Origin of the sequence: Bacillus infantis, from assembly GCF_050107595.1 — a bacterium.
Taxonomy (GTDB): Bacteria; Bacillota; Bacilli; order Bacillales; family Cytobacillaceae; genus Bacillus_AB; species Bacillus_AB infantis_C.
In genome coordinates this window covers 169590-190764 of the sequence record NZ_JBNILH010000008.1, presented here as the reverse complement: position 1 = coordinate 190764, position 21175 = coordinate 169590, and the positions used below count along the sequence as shown (strand labels likewise).

Genomic DNA, 21175 nt, shown 5'->3' with positions numbered 1-21175 from the left:
GGTATGGAAGATAACTTATCTTCCGTACCCTTTTTTCTTGTGTTTAAAATTGTGCCTGATTTTGTTATTAAAAACCCCTGTTGATTGGAGCGCGCAAGGCATGGACTCCTTATAAAATGCAGCGTATTTTCATGTGATGAAAGCTCGAGGAAGATGATTCGCGCTCTGGGGAAAATAGAAATCTGAGCCCCACCAGGAGCAGCAAAGAGAAGGCCAGCGCCTCCCCGCCGAAAGCTAAGGGCCTGGGACGGAAATCAACAGACTGCATTTCAATACAGTGGTGCATATTAGTTACCCAAGAAGGAAAATCTTTTCTTGATAAATCACCATTTACCTTTATAAGCCTGTTGATTGCAGTGAAGGCACGCAGACTCCTGCGGGATATAGAGGAAGAGTTGAGACCCCGCAGCCGCTTGCGGTGAGGAGGCTAAGGCTCCGCCCCGCGGAAAGCGAAGTGCCAGGAACGGAAATCAACACCAATGTATTAATCAATACTAATACTGTAATATTGAATCTAAATTCATTTAAACGTTCGAGAACCCTTCGCGGGCATTAGGAAAATCCAGTCAAAATAAATGCCAGCAGAAAGAAAACAGCTCCCGCCCCCGCAAGCGCCACTGCCCTTTTCTTTCAAAATTGATTTAGGAGGATACACGCCCGGCTTTTTGGAAGCCAGCACATAATAAACCGCCCCCAGGAACAAAACTCCGCACAAGGCAAACAACAGCGATGCTGCTCCGTTCAAATAACCACCCCTTCCACCGGTTAAATACTTGCTATTCCATCTTTATTCAAAATGAAAGATACCTATGAACAAAAGCCCCGGCAATGTTTAAGCAATGCGAAGTTGTGATAAAGGAAAAGTAACATAACAGCCTGAACATTAGAGGAATATGTTGTAAGAAGCAGAATTGATATAAAAAGAGACTCAGAGGTGATAATTGATGAAAGCCAAATCCTTACTGCTGGGATTCCTGATCGGAGGAACGGCAGCCGGCATCAGCACATTGCTGTCTGCTCCAGCCTCAGGCAGGGACACCCGGAAGATGTTCAAAGACAATAAAGAAGCAGTCGGCAGCCAGCTGGCTGAGCTCAAGACAGATTTTATGGAGCTGAAAAGATCCGCTTCCTATGCTTCGATCCAGGGAAAAGCACACCTGGGTGATTTCGTATCAGATATAAAGCACTCAGTATCTGATTGGCAGAATGCAATCCGCCCGCAAAAGCTGGAACTGCAAAGAGATCTTCAATCAATTGAGCAGTCATTGACAGAGCTGGAAAATTCAATCGGCAATTCAAAATCCGGCTCTAATTGAAGATAAAAACAAAAGCGCAAGCGCCTTGACTACCCTTAAGGAACGCAGACTAAGAACGCCACGTCCTGTGGCAACGTCTGCATGACCCCCATCCTGGGGGCCTCAAGACGAACTTCCCGGAAAGGCGTTCTTTGCCTTTTTGGGAGGTTTGGCTTGTGACCACGGCGCAGCTGCTGGACGTGATCAAGAATCGATAATGATCCACAAGACTTACAGAAGATATAATTCTAAACAATAAAAAATCCTTCTTTTTTGAAGAAAAATCCTTCAATTAAAGAAGGATTTTTTCATTTTAAGCCGAAAAGTAATATATTATAAAAATTGTTATTTTAGCAGTTCTTTTAATAAACCCTTGCTGTAATGCCCCTGAACACCTAATATAATATTTATTAGGCTGATTTTCTAAAAATTTTGTATATTTATACCTTTATTAATTTTTGTTTTATTGGCATAATGATAATAGAGAATAAAAAAGTAGGTGGATTTATAGATGACGGAAAAACATTATTCAATGAAGGAAGCGATGCTTTTTAGCCAACGGATAGCTCAAATCAGCAAGGCTTTATGGAAATCGATTGAGAAGGACTGGCAGCAATGGATCAAGCCGTTTGACCTGAATATCAACGAACACCATATTATCTGGATTGCGTACCATTTAAATGGCGCCTCCATTTCTGATGTGGCCAAATTCGGTGTCATGCATGTGTCGACAGCCTTTAATTTCTCTAAAAAACTGGAAGAAAGGGGCCTTCTGAAATTCTCCAAAAAAGAAACTGATAAAAGAAATACGTATATTCAGCTGACTGAAAAGGGTGAAAGCGTTTTACTCGAACTGATGGAGAGTTATGAGCCAGAAACCAACGCCGTCTTTTCCGGTGCAATGCCCTTGAGGGATCTGTATGGAAAGTTTCCGGATTTTGTTGAAGTCATGGCGATCGTCCGCAATATATATGGAGATGACTTTATGGAGATTTTTGAAAAGTCTTTCGCCAATATAGAAGGCGAATTCGTAGATGAAGAAGGCAAACTGAAGAAAAAAGAGACTGCAGAGAAAGAAATCGTTTAGACTACAGATACTTATTGAGTTCTGACATAAGATCCATGAACAGGTTCTGCCTGAGGCAGGCAGGGATCACCATCTCAGGTTTTAGTGATGGATGCAGCTTATGCTTAAATTCTGTATAAAGCGGATGAAAGTAAACAAACCCTTCCGCTTTTTGCTCTTCAAGTTCTTTGCTCAGTTCATCACAAAGGTGGAAGAATTGTGATACCTCTTCTTGAGCCAGCGATTTTTCGACAACCATTCTATAGAATGGCAATGTCTGCCCGGAAGCCATCATCAATAAAAGTGTCTGATGATATTCCAGTTTTTCAATTCGTTCTAATAGTTCCCCGATATTCATAAAAGAGTCCCCGCTTTTGAATTACCCATTCTATTTTTATGCATGTTCTTTGCTTAGCTAATTATACAATCAAATTGGTGAAAAATGTCGTTTTTTTATTATTGATTTTTTATTCCAATCATCGTAAAGTATCCCTTGTGAGTTTTTTAGAAAAACCGCATGAATACTCTTCGGAGGCTGATACGATGAACTGCTGGAAGACAATCAATTACACAAAAGACTATGGATCCCAGAGAATATTTATCCTGTCTTCCATTACAATGATCATAACCTTTATATGTCTGTACGTGCCTGCATCTTATTATTTTGTGCAATCTTCTTTTTATGATAATTATTTCTTTGTTTTTATTGCCTGCTTTTGGCTGATATATCCCGTCCATAAGCTGCTGCACTTCCTCCCTGTTGCCCATCTTGGGAAAAAGGTGCAAAAGAAGGTATCATTCAGGCTCGGCATTCCGCTGATCCATGTCAGGGTGACTGAACCCATTTCAAAGGCTGTATTCATCATCGCTTTATTGGCGCCTTTTGTTGTCATCAACGGAATTCTGCTCGCAGCCTGCTGGCATTTTCCTCATTATGTACATTATATTACCATGCTGCTCGCATATCATGCAGGACTTTGCTTCTCAGATATGCTCTGCATGAAAAATATATGCACTGCTCCGCAGCAGGCATTTATAGAAGAAAATGAAGAGGGAATCGAGATCCTGGTCTACAGGGCTCACTAGACAGGCAGCTGCAGAGGCTGCCTCTTTATTTTCATGGGAGCATCCCCTCATTGTTGTTGATTTCGGTTTCATTTCAGCTGTGCTGAAATGAGACCGAAATCAACAAGGTACACTAACACAGCCTTCATATAAGAGAGCCCGGCTGAATATAATGAGCAGATCAGGCCGTCCTTAATACTATCTTTTTTGCCTTTTTTTTGTTATTGTATGTATCATATAAAAGTCTGTCATCAAGGAGGGAATAGTCAGATGATCTCCGTATTTATCCTGTTTGCTATTTTCATATTGTTCTATATCAACAAGATGACGAATTCCCTTTGTCTGCAGAAGGAAATCCCGGAAGAGAAACAGCCAAAGGTGTTCAGGACCATCAATATCCTGATCACAATCCTTTTAGTATCCTCTTTCGTGGAGCTGCTGTTTGCATAAATCTACATATAGCTTTTTATGCTGCGAAGATTGCCAAGCGGGGCCGGCCCTGCAGATCAAGGAATTTCAGCAAATAAACAATTGTTAAAAGCGGTGGGGATTTCCCACCGCTTTTAATTTTATATTCTTGCTTAAACGAAGGCCTGCTATTACAGCCAGGAAGCCCCGATAATAATCAGGAGAATAAATAGGACTACAATCAACGCAAAACCTCCGCCGTAACCTGCTCCACCGGACATAATTAATCCCCCTTTCAATAATTAAACAGTGCATTGCTCAGCTTGAATGCCTGAAGAGCACAGGCATTTTTACAGCCAGGCAGCACCTACAATAATTAACAAGATGAACAGAACAACAATCAACGCGAAACCACCGCCATATGCGTATCCCACGGTAACACCTCCTTTAAGGCTGTTACTTCATGCTATTCAACGAACATTGGGGCCTATCAGGCTACAGCCGGGAGTCCCCAAGATCTTGTTAATAGAAAGAAAGGGCTGATGCATTTTGGTTTTTACTTTCCCTTTCTACTCCATATCTTATGTCCGGAAAGAAATATCCGGCATAGGCAAAACACCCATTTTTTGAAACATTTTCTAAAAGGTTTCAGATATTGTTTTTGCTCTAAATGGAATATGTGTTATAGTAATGGTTGTGTATTACAGCAAATTCAAAAAACTTTAGGAGTGTTCAACATGAAAAAATGGATGCTATCCCTTTCCATAGCTGCCGGGGTTATCGGTCTGAGCGCATGCAGCTCCAATGCAGACGACAGCTCAGAAGTTGTAGTCGAAACAAAAGCAGGCGATATTACAAAGGACGAGCTATATAATGCAATGAAGGACAAGGTTGGCGAACAGGCCATTCAGGAGCTTGTTTACAAAAAGGTATTGTCTGAAAAGTATAAAGTTACAGATGAAGAGCTTAATGAAAAAATCGATGAGCTTAAACAGCAGCTTGGCTCCAACTTTGAGATGGCATTGGCCCAGTATGGCTATGAAGACGAAGAAGATCTGAAGGAAACATTCAGGACTGGCCTTCTTCAGGAAAAGGCAGCCATCAAGGATGTAAAGGCAACTGAAAAAGAAGTGAAAGAATACTATGATAACTATAAGCCGGAAATCAAGGCCCGCCACATTCTTGTGGAAGATGAAAAAACGGCCAAGGAAGTAAAGAAAAAGCTTGATGAAGGTGCAAAATTTGAGGACCTGGCGAAGGAATATTCACAGGATCCAGGCTCTGCAGCAAACGGCGGAGATCTTGGCTGGTTTGGTGCCGGCAAGATGGTCCCTGAATTCGAAGAAGCAGCCTACGCGCTGGATGTAAATGAAATCAGCGATCCGGTCAAAACCGAGCATGGCTACCATATCATTCAGACTACCGAGAAAAAAGAAAAGAAATCCTTTGAAGAAATGAAGGAAGAAATGGAATATGAAGTAAAAGTGTCCAAGCTTGATGGCGAAAAAATCCAAGCGGCAATGGACCGTGAACTGAAAGACGCAAACGTGAAATTCAAGGATGAAGACCTTGAAGGCAGCCTTGATAATAAGGCAGCTGCACAATAATAATGCAATTGAAAAGGCAGATCCCCAGGATCTGCCTTTTTTTTTGCAATGATATCTTCGATTATTGTCTAGCTGCTGCGCCTACCTCCTCGAAGTCACCCCCAGTAAGCTGGCATGCAGACGTTGCCCCAGGACGCGGCATTCTTAGTCTGCGTTCCTTAAGGTGACCAAAGCGCTTGCGCTTTTCTTATGAAAGAGAACGTGAAGCTGATTTCCGCTCTTCCTTCTCCCTTTCAAGCCTTTTCATGTATATTTCTCCTTCACTTTCTATTCCTTCCCTCTCCTCCCTCCGCTCTTCTTTCCCAGTCTTTAAAGCCATTATGGCGCTTATGATAATCCCTGCTGCAACCAAGTATACCCAGATTGGAATCATTGTTTTATTGTCTCCTTTCCATGAAGGGCTGTCCCATCTTTTCTTTGTAGCTTATATATATGGCTGAGAGGATTAAAATATGTTTTTTAAAATAAAATTCATTTTGCAGGTTTAACCTTCCCTCATCAGGGTATAAAGCTATGAAGCTGCTTTTTATACAAAAAAACAGCTGACCGTCATATATGAGGTTCAGCTGCTTAGCTATATACTAATAAATTGTCCATAATTCAATCCGCCTGCAGTTTTATAGTTGGGATTCAATATCCCCGATCATTTCATCAATCGTTTCAGATACTTCAGTTGTTTTTCTCGCAATGGAAATGCTGAATTCCAATAGTTCCTTATAATTTTTCACTGGAATGTCCGAATTCGTTTTTTCATATTCATTAAGCTGCAATCCAATATTCTGCAAAATATACAAAGCCTCTTCCATTGATCCTCTTTCAGCTTTAAACATTCACATTTCCCCCTTTATCTATAATGGTTATATTATGGATTATTTGGTCCAATAATGACATGGTAATAATTTCTAATAAGTTTCTTTATTTTTTCCGTACTTTCCAATTGGCGGTATGAAAGGATTTCTGGACCATCCCTCCCTTTTTGGTAAATTACGCCACTAGAACAAAAGCTCAAGCGCCTTGACCACCCCCGACAAGCACAAGACTTACAATTTATATATTCCTAAACGACCAAAAAACCCCGGCCATTTGGGCACGGGGTTTTTTCCTGCAGATTCATTTATGGAATACCGGCTTATAAAAGGCACGGTTATCGAGTGCAAATACTCGCTCTGTATATTCGCCAGGCTTCACTCTTTCCAAAGCCCTGTCCATCATGTTCATCTTTGCATCCAGATTATCTATATAATGGAGTATTTCCGCCTCTTTAATCAGCGGCGGCTTCGGGCTGCCCCATTCTGCTTTGCCATGATGGGAAAGGACCAGATGCTGGAGTACAAGAACCTCTTCACCTGAAATACCCAGTTCATCTGCAGCCTTGCCGATTTCAGTCACCATGATTGTAATATGTCCAAGCAGATTTCCTTCCACCGTATAAGAAGTCGAAATCGGCCCGGAAAGCTCAATTACCTTTCCGAGATCATGCAGAATAACCCCGGCATACAGAAGATCCTTATCAAGGCTTGGATAAAGCCCTGAAATCGCCTTCGCAAGGTCCAGCATGCTCACGACATGGTAAGCCAGTCCGGAAACAAATTCATGATGGTTCTTTGTTGCTGCTGGATAATGGAGGAAAGCCTCATTATGCTTTTTGATCAGATGCCTTGTGATGCGCTGGATATTCGGATTCTTCATCTCAAATATATACTGTGTGATTTTGCTGGTCATTTCATCTGTGCCGATCGGGGCTGTTTCCAGGAAGTCTGCCAGTTTGACAGAATCAGATGGTGAGGCCGTCCGGATCTGGCGGATCCGCAATTGGCTGCGGCCCCGGTAATTCTGGATATCGCCTGCTACTTTAACAATCGTTTCAGGAGAGTAGCTTTTAACATCTTCTTCAGAAGCATCCCAGAGCTTTGCTTCTATATCGCCGCTTTGATCCTGGAAGACGAGCGATAAGAATGGTTTGCCATTGCTGGCAATTCCTTTCGTCGAGCTTTTTATCAGCATGAACAGTTCTGCCTGCTCTCCAACCTCGTAATTCATAATACCCTTATTCATAGGTCTACCGACGCTCCCTTCTATGAAAATATTATAACATACCAGGCATTCAGTATAGCAGGCTGAACGTCCCGGACGGCACTGCCAATTTATGATCAGGGCCGTTCCTCTCCGGATTTATGGAACCATCTGCAATCCGGATTGGAAAACAGCAAAAAGCCCCTTGCGTGCAAGGGGCTAGTGAGGATTTTCATGAAAAAGAGAAGGCCTGATTTCAATTTTCAGCATGCTGTACCTTCCTTCCCTGAAGGTCTGCCACTTCACCTGGGTCAAAATGTTCAAGCAGATGCCTTTGGCAGGTGAAAAATAATATCTGATGGCCTTCCAGACCCTTCAGGAGCTCAATCATCCTTCTCGTTCTTACATGATCGAAATTGACAAAGCTGTCATCTATGATGATAGGGAACGAGTATTTTTTATAAATGGCTGCCGCCAAGGCCAGCCTGATGGACACATACACCTGCTCGGCCGTTGCCTGGCTGAGTTCATTGGCTTCAAAGAGGGTGCCATCGCGGTTCTCCACGAGAAGTCCTGCCCCCTCTTCTTTTGGGGTGATGCGGACATAGCGCCCGACAGTCAGGACGGATAGAAATTCTTCCGCCTTCCCGAGCATCTCCGGCATATGTTCATGCTTGTACCTTTCAGCCGTGTTTTCAAGGAGCTTTCTGGCCAATGCATATTTGGCCCACATCCTCGCCCCTTCATTGAACTCGCTCTTTGCAAGGGAGAATTTATGCAGCAGGTCGCTGTATAACCCGCCTTCTTCGATAAGGGCAATTTCATGGTTTAGCGATGCCACTTTTTCCTGAAGCTGCGGAAGGCTTTTTTTGATACCATCCAGGGATTCTCTGCAGCGGGCCAATTCTGCCTCAGGAGCTGGGATGGACGAAAACTCAGCCCTTTCCTCTTCCGTTAGGGAAGAAAGCTTCAGCTGCCTGTCCAGATGCCTGATTTCTTCCTGCAGCTCTTCCTGTTTTACTGCTATTTTGCCTTTATCAATAAAAGCCTCTTCTGAGCCGGCATCAGCTGACAAGAACAGCTTTTCTTTTTCTTTACTGATATAAGCAAGCTCTCGCACACATTGCTCTTTCTCTTCCTTCAGCTCCGTTATGGCAGCTTCCTTCGCTTTAAGGTCACTCCATTTTCCCTGGGCCTCGAGCAGCCGTTTTTTCAAAATAAAAGCTGTTTCCTGCACGCCGCCTCCTGCTTCTTCCAGGATGAGCTCTGCAAGCCTATTAGCCTGTCCTATTATTTCATCAGCAGCTTTCTCAGCAGCTGCTGCCTCAGCTTTTTCATGACGGAGTTCGCGCCTGACCGATTTTAACTTTTCCAGCAGCAGAAATGCATCGTGGATATGAGACTGTGCCAGGGAAGCAGGGAGGAACAGCTGCCTGCCGAGCTCTGCAAGAAGGCCGTCTGTCTGGGCGGATTCTTCCTCCCATGTTTCAAAAGCAGCGATAACTTTATCATATTGCTCATTCTGCTGCTGCAGCCTGACGGTCAGCTGCAGCTGGCGTTCCCGCAGCTGCCTGTCCTGCTCAATCCGCTCTTTAAGGTAAAATGCCCCATCCGTCTGCGGAATTTTTATGCGTTCATCAAGTTCTTCCATGCTTTTCTCAATGGACAAAAGATCTTCTTCCAAAGATCTTAGATGGCTGAGGTCTTGTTTTTTTAATAAAAGCCAGGCAATGAAAACAAATCCGGGTATAGCTGCCATAATTAGGGCCATTTGACTGTCCGCCAGGCCCCACGCAATCAGCACGGCACAGATGAGCGCAGCTATCAGCACCTGAACCTTCACTGCTGCACGCTGTTTCTGCTGCGTTGCTTTCTCACGCTGAATTGCATTCCTCAGGAAGACTGCCCTTCCATTAAGGTCTTCCCTTTTTCTTAAAAGACTCTCAGGATCAGACTCACCTGCGAGCCGGCGCCGGATGTCTGCAAGCTCTTCAACGGTCAGGAGACCGGCATTCACCTGATCTAACTCTTCTTCCAGGCTGACCAGCATATCCTTTTCTTCTGAGAAGCGCTCATCAAGCTCTGCACGCTTTTCTGCCAGCCTCTGCTTTTTGCGCTGTGCCTGGGCTGTTTTTTCCTGCATCAAGATGCTGGTATCCGCCTGTTCCAGTTCTTCATCTGACAAGCGCAGATGGAGCTTATCCTTCAATTGATCCGACTCTTCCTCCAGCTTCCTGATTCTATAGGAAGCCTGCTTGGCTTGCTGGACAAGCTGCCCGTATGCAGGCATCTTTTCCTGAAGAGACAGAATCTCTTTCTCATGATCAAGAACCAGCTGTTCCGGGCCGATCTTCCCTGCCTCTTCCTTAAGTGCAGCGAGCCTGGCTGAAAGGCTCGCACTCCTGCCCTTCAGCGGGATCTCATTTTGGTTAAGCTGCTCAAGTTTACCCAATCCTCCTGAAGGAAAACGCAATAACTTATTGGCTTCTTCTTCTTCCTCATATAAAAGCTGCATCTTTTTATGGACTGGCCCTATGCGCATCCACTCTTCCAGCTGGTGGAGCCTGGCCCCTAATGCATCTGCTTCATTGCGCAAGCTTTCAATCTTTGCGGCAGCAGCATCCCTCTCAGCTGTCATGGTCCAATATTGTTCATTTTTCTGTTCTGCTTTTTTAAGATCAGCATGCAGCTGCTTCAGCTTTTTCAGCTGGTCATTCAGAACTGGGATTTTCCCGCCTGGCTTAAAGAGCCCATCCATCTCTTTCTGAATTTTGTTTTCTGCTGCTGCCAGACGATCAGAGCCTATAGCACCGGCAGAAAAAAGGAATTTGCTGAGCTCTTCATTTTTCATGGAATGGACATTCTGCAGCCCATGGAGATTAAATGAAAAAATGGCCTGGAAAAGTGTTTTATCAACATGTGAAAGAAGCTCGCCCAGCAGCTCTTCCCCTCCGCGTTCCCCATTCTCCATCACCACACTTACATCTCCTGCTGATTTTCCTTTTACCCGCTCAATGACTGCTTTTCCCCTTGCAGGGAAGGAAGCTGTGATCCTGCCGCCGTATTTCGCCCCGAATTTTGGCTCATACCTGAGCTCAGCCTGCTGCCTGGAGGGAAAACCGAACAGGATGCTATGTATAAAAGACATGATTGTCGATTTGCCTGCTTCATTTTCGCCGAAGAAGACCTGGAAATCTCCAAGGCTGGAGTAGACAGCATCTTCAAGTTTGCCATAGCCGTATATATGGATTTCAAGTATTTTCATAGAGCTGTTCCCCTTTCCCGCGCTGCCTTTCAGTCATTTTTGTAAAGGAGCCCCAGCAGCATCTCTTCTGCTTCTTTTAAAAGCACTGCCTTTTCCCCTTCCTCCATACTTTCTGCATACCTTCTCGCCAGCGGGTGGCTATAAAGGCTTCCCAAGCTTTCTTCAAAATCGTCAAATCCGTCGGCAGCAGCAAACAGCCCGCTGAAAAAATCCGCTTTTTCTCTCAGCTGATTTCTGTCCCAGCTCTGCTGCTCTTCGGCTTTAACTTCACTCACCCATACAAACGGCATGTTCCCTTCCTCTTCCTCTTGAAGGAGTGAGAGCAGTTCCCCCCCTGCCACAGCTTTCATATCCTGCGGACAGAGGGATGCACCCTTCAAAAGAAGCTCAAGAATGGCACCGCCGTTCTTCCGCTCTTCTTCAACAGCCTGAAGGCAGCGGCTGTAAACCTCATTAAACGCGGACAGCCCGCTGATATCGACCGTTCTTTGCTCCCAGCGGAAGCTGTGGCATTCAAGAAATTCGAAATCTGCCCCTGCTTCATTCAGGCGGACATGATAGCAGCCTTTAGCTCCGCTTTCCTTCCGGCTGCGCCCCTGTGTATTTCCCGGATAGATGACCGGCGGCTCAGCGTTCAGGACCATCCTTTTATGGATATGGCCCAGAGCCCAGTAGTCATATTCCTTATCCAGCAGCTCTTTTAAAATAAAGGGGGCATAGCGGCCATGGCCGGTCTCCCCTTCAAGGCTGCCGTGCAGGATGCCGATATGGAAGTCCGCCATTCCCCGGACGGGATATTGGCCGATCATCCTTTCTGTAACATGCCTCCTCGGATAGCTGAAGCCATGCAGGCTGACAGTTGTCCCATTGGGGGCTGTATAGCGTTCCTCACTTGGCTGGTGAGGGAAAATATGTACATTGTCCGGCAGGCTGATATGTGACCAGCTGCCCTCAAAATGGTCATGATTTCCATGGACCGCGTAAACAGGTATATTTTTTTCCGCAAGGCGGTTCATTTCCTTCCGCAGCCTTGCCTGTGCCTTGATGCTCCTGTCTTCGCCGTCAAACAGGTCTCCGGCCAGAATGACAAAGTCCACCTTCCTTGCAAGAGCAGCATCCACCATATTTTTTAAAGCGGTAAATGTGCTTTCTTTTATCTTTTCGAATAAATCATCCTGCAGGCTGGCAAGCCCGAGCATAGGACTGTCCAGATGCAGGTCTGCTGCATGAATAAATGTAATTTCCTTCATAATGTTCCCTTTCAGCGCTTTTCCCCTATTTTATCACCTGGAAAAAGCGAATGCACGTTCCTCTATAAAAACTTATCATGCTTTGAACCTTTTGCACCTTCGGCGAGTATAAGAAGCAAATAACCGCAGGAGTGATTATCCTTGTATAAAATCCTCAATTGGCACTTAGCAGGCTCAAGTATATTTCTGCTGCCCTGTTTCTTTTTTTTTCATCTTTAGGTTCTGACAGGCAGCTGGAAGTTCACGTCTTCTGCTGCATGGAGCATCGGCATTGTTTATTTGCTACTTACGGCAGCATAAAAAGGCAAATGGAAAACAGTTCCCCGAATAGGCAAAGGCTTGCCGGAATATCCTGGCAAGCCTTTGTCTTATTCAATAGTGGACCGATTCGCTTTTGCGGCATTTTGTGCAGGTCCTGTATCCATCTGCTTCATAATAAATATGGGAGCAGCTCCTCTGTATCTCTGAAACTTTTTCTTCTAAGCCCCGGATTTTCTGCTGCATGAGGAAGATCTGCTTCTCCATTTTCACTATTTCAGAGCTTCTTCTATGTCCGCCAGTTTCAATAGATCGATGAGCCACGGCTGGCAAACTCCCCGGCTTTTCTCTTCATCTCATCCTCAATTACCTCTGAAGCGGATTTCCCCTGGTCTTTGGCCATCTGGCGAATGTCCTGCGAGATTCGCATAGAACAAAATTTAGGGCCGCACATGGAACAGAAATGTGCGGTTTTTGCCCCCTCAGCCGGCAGTGTTTCATCATGGTATGCCCGCGCCCGTTCAGGATCAAGAGATAAATTGAACTGGTCGTTCCACCTGAAATCGAACCTGGCCTTTGACAATGCATCGTCCCGAACCTGGGCACCAGGATGGCCTTTGGCAAGATCTGCGGCATGGGCTGCAATTTTATAAGCAATGACCCCTTCCCTCACATCATTTTTATCCGGAAGCCCAAGATGCTCCTTTGGCGTTACATAGCAAAGCATGCTAGTGCCAAACCATCCGATCATCGCTGCTCCTATCGCGGAAGTAATATGATCATATCCCGGGGCTATATCTGTTGTGAGAGGGCCAAGCGTATAAAATGGCGCCTCATGGCAAATTTCCATCTGCTTATCTACATTTTCTTTGATCTTATGCATGGGAACATGCCCCGGCCCCTCGATCATCACCTGGACATCATGCTTCCAGGCTATTTCAGTTAGCTCGCCTAGCGTTTCAAGCTCCGCAAATTGAGCCTCATCATTCGCATCTGCTATAGAACCCGGACGCAGCCCATCCCCGAGAGAAATGGAGATATCGTAAGCTTTTAAAATTTCACAGATCTCCTCAAAATGCGTATACAGGAAATTCTCTTTATGATGCTGGAGGCACCATTGGGCCATGATCGATCCTCCCCTGGATACAATACCGGTCGTCCTTTCGGCAGTCAGCTGAATATAGCGGAGCAGCACCCCCGCATGGATTGTAAAATAATCGACTCCCTGTTCAGCCTGCTCTATCAAGGTATCCCTGTATATGTCCCAGGTCAAGTCCCCGGCAATCCCCTTCACTTTTTCAAGTGCCTGATAAATCGGGACAGTCCCAACAGGAACAGGAGAATTTCGTATGACCCATTCACGGGTTTCATGGATATTCTTCCCTGTAGAAAGATCCATAATTGTATCTGCCCCCCAGTGCACTGCCCAGGTCATCTTCTCCACTTCTTCCGCGATGGAAGAAGAAACAGCCGAATTGCCGATATTTGCATTGACCTTCACATGAAAATGGCGCCCGATGATCATCGGTTCTGCTTCCGGGTGATTGATATTGGCAGGGATGATGGCCCTTCCGCTTGCCACCTCGCTCCTGACGAATTCCGGATCCAGATTCTCTCTGATGGCGATGAACTCCATTTCAGGTGTAATGGCACCTTTCCGGGCATAATGCAGCTGAGTCACATTCCTGCCCTCTTTTGCCTTGAGAGGCGAGGGGGCTTTATTCGGGAAAATATCTGCATAAGAAACTTTGGACCCGGCCCGAAGCCCGTTATCCTCCGGCTTCTGTACTCTGCCTTGATAAGCTTCCGCATCCTTCCGCTCCTTAATCCATCCCTCCCTTAACCTGGGCAACCCTTTCGTTATATCAATCTCAAAATCAGGATCAGAATAAGGGCCGCTCGTGTCATATACACAAACAGGAGGATTGTCCTCCGTTCCTGCAGCAGTCCTTGTACTTTCCTGGATTATTTCCCTCATTGGCACCTTTATATCATTCCTGACGCCGCTTACATATAATTTCCGGCTACCTGAAAAAAAACGTCTATTCATTTCATATAAATGATTCATACTTCTTCCTCCTCCAACTTTATGCCTCAGGGCAGTTTTTCACGGAGGAAGCAGGCCATACCGGCTGCTTTCCTACGCTGACATTAATCAGATCAGGTTCCAAGGGTTAAGGATATTCCTTTCTCAGCCTGTAAAGCTCCCCCAGCAGTAAACAAAATTAATATAAACTTTCGTGCATTTTTCCCGCTTGTAAACATCATCCAGCCGTACACCATTTTGTCATTCATTTATTTTTCCACCGCAAAAACCCCCTTGCATATTGCACCGGGGGCATGCCAGGCCAATAATGGCATACAGCTGCTGCATCATTCCTTCTGCAGGGCCAAAAAAGCGGACTCCTGCAAAAAGGGTCCGCGTATGTATGACAAATAAGAGCCATCTACACTTCCCTCCGCTGGTACAAACCAGATCAGGTATAAAAGGGTCAAAGACTTTAACGGGTCTTACTCTCAGCCGGCCTCTACCGGCACCCCCAGTGCCAAAATATGCTATTTTCATAAGCTACTATACCATATGCCAACAAAGATGAGAACAGACTATTTTCATGTTATTCCAAAACAGAAAGCTAGAGATTTTATGATTTGCAGTCCTACCCTTTGTGTTCGCTGCATAAAATTGTACAAGTCCTTACGGGCTAATCCTTGAATAGGCGAGTGATATCATTGAGCATTGGAATATATATCAGCTATATCATTTTAGGACTTTCACTGGCGGCTCCGATCGGGCCTGTCAATGCTGTCAGGCTGGAAAAGGGGCTGAAAAACGGATTTTGGCACGCATGGATTGTCGGGGCAGGATCGATGATCGCTGACGGGGTTTATATGCTGATTGTCTATCTCGGCCTCGTGCAATTCCTTGATTCTCCCATGATTCAAACCTTCCTGTGGCTGTTCGGCGGTTTCATTCTCCTTTATTCCGGAATCGAAGGCATGATGAATGCCAATAAAATATCGGTCACCTACATACGGAGCAAAGAATCTCTGCTCAAATGCTTTTTCACCGGATTCATCATGTCGGTTTCAAGCCCGCTGTCGATTTTATTTTGGCTGGGGATTTACGGATCGGTCCTGGCAAAAACGGCGTCCTCCTTTGGGACAGGCCAGCTTCTCGTCTACAGCTGCATGATTTTTATCGGACTCGGCCTTTGGGACATTTTTGTGGCAGGCCTGACGAGCGGCTTCAGGCGGTTCCTCACCTCTAAAGCAATCATCATCATCAGCATGCTTTCGGGACTGTCGCTCATTCTCTTTGGAGTTTATTTTGGGTATCAGGGGATTGCCTCTTTGTTTGGATAAAAAAACAGACAAACCTGATATAAATCGGGTTTGTCTGCAGTCTTTTCTATCAGCCTATAAACGGGATTTGCGTTCCAGGCACTTCGCTTTCCGCGGGGCGACGCTGAGCTTCCTCACGCTTTCGCGTTGCGGGGTCTCAGCATTGCCGCTGCAATCCCGCAGGAGTCTACGTGCCTTGCACTCCAACAACAGGCTAAAATACTTAGTTGCTGTTCTCAAAGTTCAAAAAACAGTGACAGCCAGACAAACTCCAAAGCTTTTCGGGTTTGAAAGACTGCCTCCGTTGTTTCTTATTTATTCTTAGACAGCTGCAAAGCTTTTTTAATATCCTTAAAGGAATTGGACTTTCCGTACATGAGCACTCCGCCCTTGTATACCCTAGCTCCAAATATTGAGAGCAGCAGGATGGACACAACCAGGATCCCAATCCCTACTATCGGCTCCCAGACCGGCAGAGTGAGCATTCCTACCCTCATGAACATCAGCATCGGGGTGAAGAACGGGATATAGGAACTGATGGTCACAAATGCTTTTTCAGGCTGTGAAAGCCCGATGATTGCAATCATGAAGCCTGCTACAACGAGCATCGTCATCGGCATGATCATCTGCTGGACATCCTCGATCCTGCTGACAAGGGAACCCAGGAAGGCTGCAAGTGTGGCATACAGGAGATATCCGAGAATAAAGAACACCACAGCATAAATGATGGTAGCGGCCGGGATATCGCCGAAACCAAAGAATTCAAAGAAGCCTCCCTGCATAGACTCCAGATTCCTCTTTACGAAATAGTAGCCTACCAGCAGCAGCACCGACAGCTGTGTAAGGCTAAGCAAGGCAATCCCGAGAATTTTGGCAAACATCTGCTTGATGGGAGAGACGCTTGAAATCAGAATTTCCATCACACGTGAAGATTTTTCTGTAGCTACTTCCATCGCAATCATGCTTGAATACATGATAACGGCAAAATAGATGATGAACAGCAGCACATAAACAAGGCCCCTTGCCTGTGTCAGCTCTTCCTCTGTTTTGGCATTCTCCTCCAGTGCATCCCTTTGGAACTGGACAGGCTCATAGAGACTGGCAAGCTCTGCCTCAGAGAGATTGATATTTGAGGCGGCGATTCCGGTCTTTACCTGCTGAAGGGCTCCCTCCAACTCACCTGATACCGATGTATCCGCCAGGCTGAGTGATTGATATTCGGCAGCAGGAAGATCTTTGGAATCGGCTGACAAGGTAAGCAGCCCGGCATAATCGCCATCCTTAACTTTTGCCTCGCCATCTTCTGCCGAACCGCTGAACTCTTCAAGCTTCAGACTGCTTCCTGCTGTATTCAGCTGCTGCTGGAGAGGATCCAGGAGATTGCCTGTTTCATCAATTACAGCCACCTTTACCTCATCATCTCCACTGTCGAAGGTTTCAATGATCTGCTGCATATTTGTAAGGCCGATGATCAGCAGCAGCGTGACAATCGTTGTAATAATGAATGATTTCGTCTTCAGTTTGCTCCAGTATGTGTGGAATAGGATAATCCAGAAATTATTCATAAGAAGCACCCACCTTTTCTATGAAAATATCGTTAAGCGAAGGCTCCTCAAGAACAAATTTCCTGACAAATCCCCTGCCGGCAATTTCTTTTAAAATTGCCTCCGCAGCCTTTTCCCCTTCAATCTGCAGATGCACGCCCTCGGCAGTCTGCTTTACCTTTTCCACTCCAGGGAATCCACTTAAGAAATCCAGTTTGAAATCAGCATGGATCACAAGGTTTTTCCGCCCGAACGCCCTTTTGATCTCCTTAAGAGCTCCGTGGACAACAGGGCGTCCCTTATGCATGATGCATAAATGCTCGCACATTTCCTCTACATGCTCCATCCGGTGGCTGGAAAACACAATGGTTGTGCCTTTCTCCTTCAGTTCAAGCACCGCGCTTTTCAATAGCTCGACATTTACAGGATCCAGTCCGCTGAAAGGCTCGTCAAGGATCAATAGCTTTGGTTTATGTATAACGCTGGCAATAAACTGGATCTTCTGCTGATTTCCCTTGGAAAGCTCCTCCACCTTCTTGTTTGCATATTCCGGCACCTTGAATCTGTTAAGCCAATAGTCCAGCTCTTTCAGGATGTCCGGCTTCTTCATCCCTCTCAGCCTTGCCAGATATACTACCTGGTCCCTGACCTTCAGCTTTGGATAAAGGCCGCGCTCTTCCGGGAGATACCCAATGATCGGGCTGGTCGAATAATCAATTGTATTCCCTTCCCAGGATATGCGACCGCTTGTCGGCTCCAGCAGGCCAAGTACCATCCGGAACGTTGTTGTCTTGCCTGCCCCGTTCGCGCCCAGAAATCCGAACATTTCCTTTTCCGGGATAGTCAGGGAAAGATCATCCACCGCCGTGAACTTTCCAAATCTTTTTGTCACATGTTCAAGCTCGAGTACCATCGTAACTCCTCCTTCTCTATACCTTATACGACTTAACCTCCAAAAAGGTTCAAAATACAGGAAAAATCTCTTTACAGAAAAATAGAAATTATGCAAGAATAATAGTAACTATCAGAATTTTTCATAAAAGGAGAAAGAATGATGAAAACTTACAAACTCACTGCATTCGAAAATGACGGAGAAAAAATCCTGGATGAAAGCTTCCAGGCCGGCAGCGATGACGAAGCAAAAGAAATCGGCGGAAACCTCCTGAACGAAAAAGGACTAAGCGGCAAAACCCACCGCTGCACCTCCCCGCTAGGAAAACTGATTTTATTTCATGCATAGGAAGCGGAAGGCGCTTGGCCAGATAAAGGAACGCAGGCTAAAGACGCCGCATCCTGTGGCGCTTCAAAACAATAAGAGCCGGACGAAAAGAGCATTCTCCTTTTGTCCGGCTCTTATGTTTAGGTACCAAAATAGTTTTATTAAATCCAGAATCAGATTGCAGCTTATCTCCCTTTAAATACCGGCTTTCTTTTTTCAATGAAGGCTTTTATGCCTTCCTGATGATCTTCTGTGCTGCGCATTTTGTATTGTCCATGCTTTTCAAGCTCGAGCATTTTTAGAAGCTGCGGCCGGTTTTTTTCTGCGAGAATCTTTTTGGTCTTGATCATGGCAGATACAGGCTTTGAAAGCCAATTTTCAATTTTTGCGTTAAGGGCTTCTTCAATATTGCCATCAGCCATTTCATGGACGAGGCCATTCTGAAAGGCTTCTTCGGCCGGCATTGCTTTTCCTTCCCAGATCAGATGCTTTGCTCTGTCCTCACCAAGCTTGCGCTCAAGAAAGAAATGCGAACCTCCATCAGGGATCAGTCCGATGCCGATAAAGTTCATTGCAAGCTTGCTTGATTTGTCTGCCAATATATAGTCTGTAGCCAGCGCCAGGCTGAATCCAAGTCCGGCGGCTGCCCCATTCACAGAGCTGATTGTCAGCTTCGGCATGGTATAGAGTGTGATGACAAGATCGCTGATGCAGTCCATCACTGTGTAGAAATCGCTTTCATTTGTAGACGAAAGCATCGTTTTAATATCGCCTCCGGAGGAAAAGGCTCTTCCGCTTCCTTTAAGCACGACGATGTCGACATTTTCATCTGTACTGATCTGCTTCAGGTTTGCAGCCAGTCCTCTAATCATTTCCTCATCCAGCGCATTCAGGGATTCCGGCCTGTTCATTTCAACCACTGCCACCCTGTTTTTTATGGATACCTTCACAGTTTCTGTATTGCATTCTATTGCCATATCCGCAGCCTCCTTGGTCATAGTTATCTCTATTATAAAGAGTGGAGGAATCATTATAAAGTTTTTATCGAATAATTTGAAATATTGTCATATTTAGCCGAAAGAAAAGACAGAGTTTCTTCACTCTGCCTTGCTTCCTTTATTTTGCTGCCAGCTGCTGCTGGACTTGATCCCGCAGGGCCATTTTGAGGAATTTGCCTACAGACGTCTTCGGGATTTCCTCCATGAATAAGATCTCATCTGGCAGCCACCATTTTGCAAACTGAGGCTGAAGAAAATCATAGAGTTCCTGCTTATCCACGCCTCTATGACTGTCTTTCAGCACCACACAGGCAACAGGCCGTTCCTGCCATTGTTCATGCGGGACTGCTACAACAGCTGCTTCAAAAACGGCTTCGTGGGCCATCAGGGCATTTTCAAGATCAACCGAGCTGATCCATTCACCGCCGCTTTTGATCAGGTCCTTTGTCCTGTCGACGATCTTCATAAAGCCTTCTTCATCAAGGGTGACCACGTCCCCTGTATAAAGCCAGCCATCCTTGAAGGCTTCGTCAGTCCGGTCATCTTTGTAATATTCCGAGGCAATCCACGGTCCGCGGATTGCCAGCTCCCCCATTTCTTTGCCGTCCCATTTGACCTCGCCGTCCTTTCCGACTGCCTTCATTTCCAGGCCTGGGACAAGGATTCCCTGCTTCGCTTTTATATCAAGCCTTTCTTCAGCAGGCAATTCCTCCTGATAGCTCTTTAAAGTTGAAATGACCACAAGCGGGCTTGTTTCTGTCATGCCATATGCATGCATGAACGGAATGTTGTGCTTTTGCTCAAAGGCTTTGATCATGCCTTTCGGTGCTGCAGATCCCCCGCATAGGATGGATCGGAGGCTCGACATGTCATATTCATTCTCATCCAGCTCCTTCAGCAGTCCAAGCCAGATGGTCGGCACACCGGCTGTGATGGTTACTTTTTCACTCTGTACCAGTTCTGCCAATAGCTTTGGCGTGAAATAAGGTCCCGGCATGACAAGTGAGGTTCCGAACCAGACGGCCGCGAACGGAAGCCCCCATGCATTGACATGGAACATCGGCACAACAGGCATTGCTATATCCTTCTCACTTACTGCTGCACTGTCTGCCATCCCCAATGCCATGCTGTGCAGGACAATGCCCCTGTGGGAATAGATGACCCCTTTCGGATTACCGGTCGTCGCAGAGGTATAGCACATTCCAGCAGGGCTGTTTTCATCAAGGTCATCGGGATACTCATAATCGCTTCTGCCTGTTTCAAGAAACTCTTCGTAATGATAAACCGGGGAAAGCGTGGTTTCCGGCAGCTGCCCTACATCCCCCATGATGATATATGCCTTCACCGTGGACAGCTCCTGCTGGCATTTCTCGATGAGCGGTACAATATCAGGATCTATCAGCAATACTTTGTCTTCTGCATGATTGATAATATAGGAAATATGCTGCGGGGAGAGTCTTATATTGATGGTATGCAGCACAGCACCGCTGCAGGGAATAGCAAAATATGCCTCTAGATGCCGGTGATGGTTCCAGGCCAGAGTGCCAACCTTATCGCCCCTTTCCACCCCGATTGATTCAAGGGCTGCTGCCAGCTTCTTTGTCCTTTCGGCGATCTGCCTGTAAGTGAAACGGTGAATGCCTGAGCCTGTTCTTGATACTACTTCTTTCTTCGGAAAATACTTTTCTGCTCTTTTAATCATTTGCGTCATCGTCAAAGGCGTCTGCATCATCAATATAATCTACCTCCCTGTAGTAAACGCTTACATAATTATTTAAAGCTTATGATTCCTTCTGCCTATAACATTCTCTAAACTTCTTGAAATCCCTTTATTTTCACAGAAAT

General features: G+C 45.6%; 21 protein-coding genes and 2 riboswitches. Of the genes, 7 read left to right on the top strand and 14 right to left on the bottom strand.

All coding sequences use genetic code 11. The features are described from left to right. Nucleotides 1–520 precede the first annotated feature (520 nt). A complete protein-coding gene (yhzF, locus tag ACQCVH_RS17690) occupies nucleotides 521–745 on the bottom strand; it encodes a membrane protein YhzF (RefSeq protein ID WP_426836924.1) in 225 nt (74 codons plus the stop codon). 199 nt (nucleotides 746–944) lie between these two features. Here yhzF and ACQCVH_RS17685 point away from each other — a divergent pair, with 199 nt between their 5' ends. Together ACQCVH_RS17685 and ACQCVH_RS17680 are read left to right on the top strand one after the other, a co-directional pair. Beyond that, a complete protein-coding gene (locus ACQCVH_RS17685) occupies nucleotides 945–1316 on the top strand; it encodes a YtxH domain-containing protein (protein WP_426836923.1) in 372 nt (123 codons plus the stop codon). A 490-nt stretch (nucleotides 1317–1806) separates the two neighbouring features. Further along, nucleotides 1807–2382 (top strand): HTH-type transcriptional regulator Hpr, encoded by a 576-nt coding sequence (locus ACQCVH_RS17680; protein ID WP_009793979.1) that lies wholly within the window; start codon nucleotides 1807–1809, stop codon nucleotides 2380–2382. Nucleotide 2383: 1 nt separating this feature from the next. On the opposite strand, the gene ACQCVH_RS17675 is transcribed toward ACQCVH_RS17680, so the two are convergent. Further along, on the bottom strand, nucleotides 2384–2719 hold the full coding sequence (locus tag ACQCVH_RS17675) for a YhaI family protein (protein WP_426836922.1): 336 nt from the start codon (nucleotides 2717–2719) through the stop codon (nucleotides 2384–2386). Between the two features lie 185 nt (nucleotides 2720–2904). Here ACQCVH_RS17675 and ACQCVH_RS17670 point away from each other — a divergent pair, with 185 nt between their 5' ends. Both ACQCVH_RS17670 and ACQCVH_RS17665 read left to right on the top strand, forming a co-directional pair. Continuing rightward, nucleotides 2905–3447: a DUF3267 domain-containing protein gene (locus ACQCVH_RS17670; protein WP_426836921.1), complete on the top strand. Its 543-nt coding sequence runs from the start codon at nucleotides 2905–2907 to the stop codon at nucleotides 3445–3447. A 249-nt stretch (nucleotides 3448–3696) separates the two neighbouring features. Then, nucleotides 3697–3876: a hypothetical protein gene (locus ACQCVH_RS17665; protein ID WP_009793914.1), complete on the top strand. Its 180-nt coding sequence runs from the start codon at nucleotides 3697–3699 to the stop codon at nucleotides 3874–3876. A 149-nt stretch (nucleotides 3877–4025) separates the two neighbouring features. On the opposite strand, the gene ACQCVH_RS17660 is transcribed toward ACQCVH_RS17665, so the two are convergent. Both ACQCVH_RS17660 and ACQCVH_RS17655 read right to left on the bottom strand, forming a co-directional pair. Then, on the bottom strand, nucleotides 4026–4115 hold the full coding sequence (locus ACQCVH_RS17660; RefSeq protein ID WP_022543565.1) for a YjcZ family sporulation protein: 90 nt from the start codon (nucleotides 4113–4115) through the stop codon (nucleotides 4026–4028). 69 nt (nucleotides 4116–4184) lie between these two features. Further along, a complete protein-coding gene (locus tag ACQCVH_RS17655; protein WP_022543564.1) occupies nucleotides 4185–4268 on the bottom strand; it encodes a YjcZ family sporulation protein in 84 nt (27 codons plus the stop codon). Nucleotides 4269–4571: 303 nt separating this feature from the next. On the opposite strand from ACQCVH_RS17655, the gene ACQCVH_RS17650 reads away from it, so the two are divergent. Further along, nucleotides 4572–5441: a peptidylprolyl isomerase gene (locus ACQCVH_RS17650; RefSeq protein WP_426836920.1), complete on the top strand. Its 870-nt coding sequence runs from the start codon at nucleotides 4572–4574 to the stop codon at nucleotides 5439–5441. A 187-nt stretch (nucleotides 5442–5628) separates the two neighbouring features. On the opposite strand, the gene ACQCVH_RS17645 is transcribed toward ACQCVH_RS17650, so the two are convergent. The 6 genes from ACQCVH_RS17645 to thiC form a co-directional block, all read right to left on the bottom strand. Further along, nucleotides 5629–5814 (bottom strand): sporulation YhaL family protein, encoded by a 186-nt coding sequence (locus ACQCVH_RS17645; RefSeq protein WP_426836919.1) that lies wholly within the window; start codon nucleotides 5812–5814, stop codon nucleotides 5629–5631. Between the two features lie 244 nt (nucleotides 5815–6058). Next, a complete protein-coding gene (locus tag ACQCVH_RS17640) occupies nucleotides 6059–6271 on the bottom strand; it encodes a hypothetical protein (protein WP_224899741.1) in 213 nt (70 codons plus the stop codon). A 280-nt stretch (nucleotides 6272–6551) separates the two neighbouring features. Next, nucleotides 6552–7496 (bottom strand): 3'-5' exoribonuclease YhaM, encoded by a 945-nt coding sequence (gene yhaM / locus ACQCVH_RS17635; protein ID WP_009793918.1) that lies wholly within the window; start codon nucleotides 7494–7496, stop codon nucleotides 6552–6554. A 214-nt stretch (nucleotides 7497–7710) separates the two neighbouring features. Continuing rightward, on the bottom strand, nucleotides 7711–10719 hold the full coding sequence (locus ACQCVH_RS17630; RefSeq protein WP_426836918.1) for an ATP-binding protein: 3009 nt from the start codon (nucleotides 10717–10719) through the stop codon (nucleotides 7711–7713). Nucleotides 10720–10748: 29 nt separating this feature from the next. After that, nucleotides 10749–11969, bottom strand: coding sequence for a metallophosphoesterase family protein (locus tag ACQCVH_RS17625; protein WP_426836916.1), 1221 nt, complete (start codon nucleotides 11967–11969; stop codon nucleotides 10749–10751). A gap of 562 nt (nucleotides 11970–12531) precedes the next feature. Then, a complete protein-coding gene (thiC, locus tag ACQCVH_RS17620) occupies nucleotides 12532–14295 on the bottom strand; it encodes a phosphomethylpyrimidine synthase ThiC (protein ID WP_426836915.1) in 1764 nt (587 codons plus the stop codon). Between the two features lie 52 nt (nucleotides 14296–14347). After that, nucleotides 14348–14448: riboswitch (TPP riboswitch) on the bottom strand. Nucleotides 14449–14664: 216 nt separating this feature from the next. Further along, nucleotides 14665–14779, bottom strand: a riboswitch (TPP riboswitch). A gap of 178 nt (nucleotides 14780–14957) precedes the next feature. Between thiC and ACQCVH_RS17615 the strand changes: the two genes are divergently transcribed. Further along, nucleotides 14958–15590 carry a LysE family transporter gene (locus ACQCVH_RS17615; protein ID WP_426836914.1) on the top strand — a complete coding sequence of 211 codons (633 nt, stop codon included), beginning with the start codon at nucleotides 14958–14960 and terminating at the stop codon, nucleotides 15588–15590. A gap of 290 nt (nucleotides 15591–15880) precedes the next feature. Here the strand turns inward: ACQCVH_RS17615 and ACQCVH_RS17610 are convergent, their stop codons facing one another. Continuing rightward, entirely contained in the window at nucleotides 15881–17134 is a 1254-nt protein-coding gene (locus ACQCVH_RS17610; RefSeq protein ID WP_426836913.1) for an ABC transporter permease, read from the bottom strand. Continuing rightward, nucleotides 17127–18026 carry an ABC transporter ATP-binding protein gene (locus ACQCVH_RS17605; protein ID WP_257990142.1) on the bottom strand — a complete coding sequence of 300 codons (900 nt, stop codon included), beginning with the start codon at nucleotides 18024–18026 and terminating at the stop codon, nucleotides 17127–17129. Before ACQCVH_RS17605 ends, ACQCVH_RS17610 begins: the two co-directional genes overlap by 8 nt. A 141-nt stretch (nucleotides 18027–18167) precedes the next feature. On the opposite strand from ACQCVH_RS17605, the gene ACQCVH_RS17600 reads away from it, so the two are divergent. After that, the gene (locus ACQCVH_RS17600) at nucleotides 18168–18353 is read left to right on the top strand and encodes a YhzD family protein (RefSeq protein WP_257990141.1); all 186 of its coding nucleotides are present in this window, start codon (nucleotides 18168–18170) and stop codon (nucleotides 18351–18353) included. Between the two features lie 164 nt (nucleotides 18354–18517). Here the strand turns inward: ACQCVH_RS17600 and ACQCVH_RS17595 are convergent, their stop codons facing one another. Further along, nucleotides 18518–19309 (bottom strand): enoyl-CoA hydratase, encoded by a 792-nt coding sequence (locus ACQCVH_RS17595; RefSeq protein WP_426836912.1) that lies wholly within the window; start codon nucleotides 19307–19309, stop codon nucleotides 18518–18520. A 139-nt stretch (nucleotides 19310–19448) separates the two neighbouring features. Beyond that, a complete protein-coding gene (locus tag ACQCVH_RS17590; RefSeq protein WP_426836971.1) occupies nucleotides 19449–21062 on the bottom strand; it encodes a long-chain fatty acid--CoA ligase in 1614 nt (537 codons plus the stop codon). Nucleotides 21063–21175: the final 113 nt, after the last annotated feature.

Bases quoted from the DNA above. Each gene is read 5' to 3' on its own strand.
- ACQCVH_RS17685 (WP_426836923.1), top strand. From the start codon at position 945: ATGAAAGCCAAATCCTTACTGCTGGGATTCCTGATCGGAGGAACGGCA.
- ACQCVH_RS17680 (WP_009793979.1), top strand. From the start codon at position 1,807: ATGACGGAAAAACATTATTCAATGAAGGAAGCGATGCTTTTTAGCCAA.
- ACQCVH_RS17675 (WP_426836922.1), bottom strand. From the start codon at position 2,719: ATGAATATCGGGGAACTATTAGAACGAATTGAAAAACTGGAATATCAT.
- ACQCVH_RS17670 (WP_426836921.1), top strand. From the start codon at position 2,905: ATGAACTGCTGGAAGACAATCAATTACACAAAAGACTATGGATCCCAG.
- ACQCVH_RS17665 (WP_009793914.1), top strand. From the start codon at position 3,697: ATGATCTCCGTATTTATCCTGTTTGCTATTTTCATATTGTTCTATATC.
- ACQCVH_RS17660 (WP_022543565.1), bottom strand. From the start codon at position 4,115: ATGTCCGGTGGAGCAGGTTACGGCGGAGGTTTTGCGTTGATTGTAGTC.
- ACQCVH_RS17650 (WP_426836920.1), top strand. From the start codon at position 4,572: ATGAAAAAATGGATGCTATCCCTTTCCATAGCTGCCGGGGTTATCGGT.
- ACQCVH_RS17645 (WP_426836919.1), bottom strand. From the start codon at position 5,814: ATGATTCCAATCTGGGTATACTTGGTTGCAGCAGGGATTATCATAAGC.
- ACQCVH_RS17640 (WP_224899741.1), bottom strand. From the start codon at position 6,271: ATGTTTAAAGCTGAAAGAGGATCAATGGAAGAGGCTTTGTATATTTTG.
- yhaM (WP_009793918.1), bottom strand. From the start codon at position 7,496: ATGAATAAGGGTATTATGAATTACGAGGTTGGAGAGCAGGCAGAACTG.
- ACQCVH_RS17630 (WP_426836918.1), bottom strand. From the start codon at position 10,719: ATGAAAATACTTGAAATCCATATATACGGCTATGGCAAACTTGAAGAT.
- ACQCVH_RS17625 (WP_426836916.1), bottom strand. From the start codon at position 11,969: ATGAAGGAAATTACATTTATTCATGCAGCAGACCTGCATCTGGACAGT.
- thiC (WP_426836915.1), bottom strand. From the start codon at position 14,295: ATGAATCATTTATATGAAATGAATAGACGTTTTTTTTCAGGTAGCCGG.
- ACQCVH_RS17610 (WP_426836913.1), bottom strand. From the start codon at position 17,134: ATGAATAATTTCTGGATTATCCTATTCCACACATACTGGAGCAAACTG.
- ACQCVH_RS17605 (WP_257990142.1), bottom strand. From the start codon at position 18,026: ATGGTACTCGAGCTTGAACATGTGACAAAAAGATTTGGAAAGTTCACG.
- ACQCVH_RS17600 (WP_257990141.1), top strand. From the start codon at position 18,168: ATGAAAACTTACAAACTCACTGCATTCGAAAATGACGGAGAAAAAATC.
- ACQCVH_RS17595 (WP_426836912.1), bottom strand. From the start codon at position 19,309: ATGGCAATAGAATGCAATACAGAAACTGTGAAGGTATCCATAAAAAAC.
- ACQCVH_RS17590 (WP_426836971.1), bottom strand. From the start codon at position 21,062: ATGATGCAGACGCCTTTGACGATGACGCAAATGATTAAAAGAGCAGAA.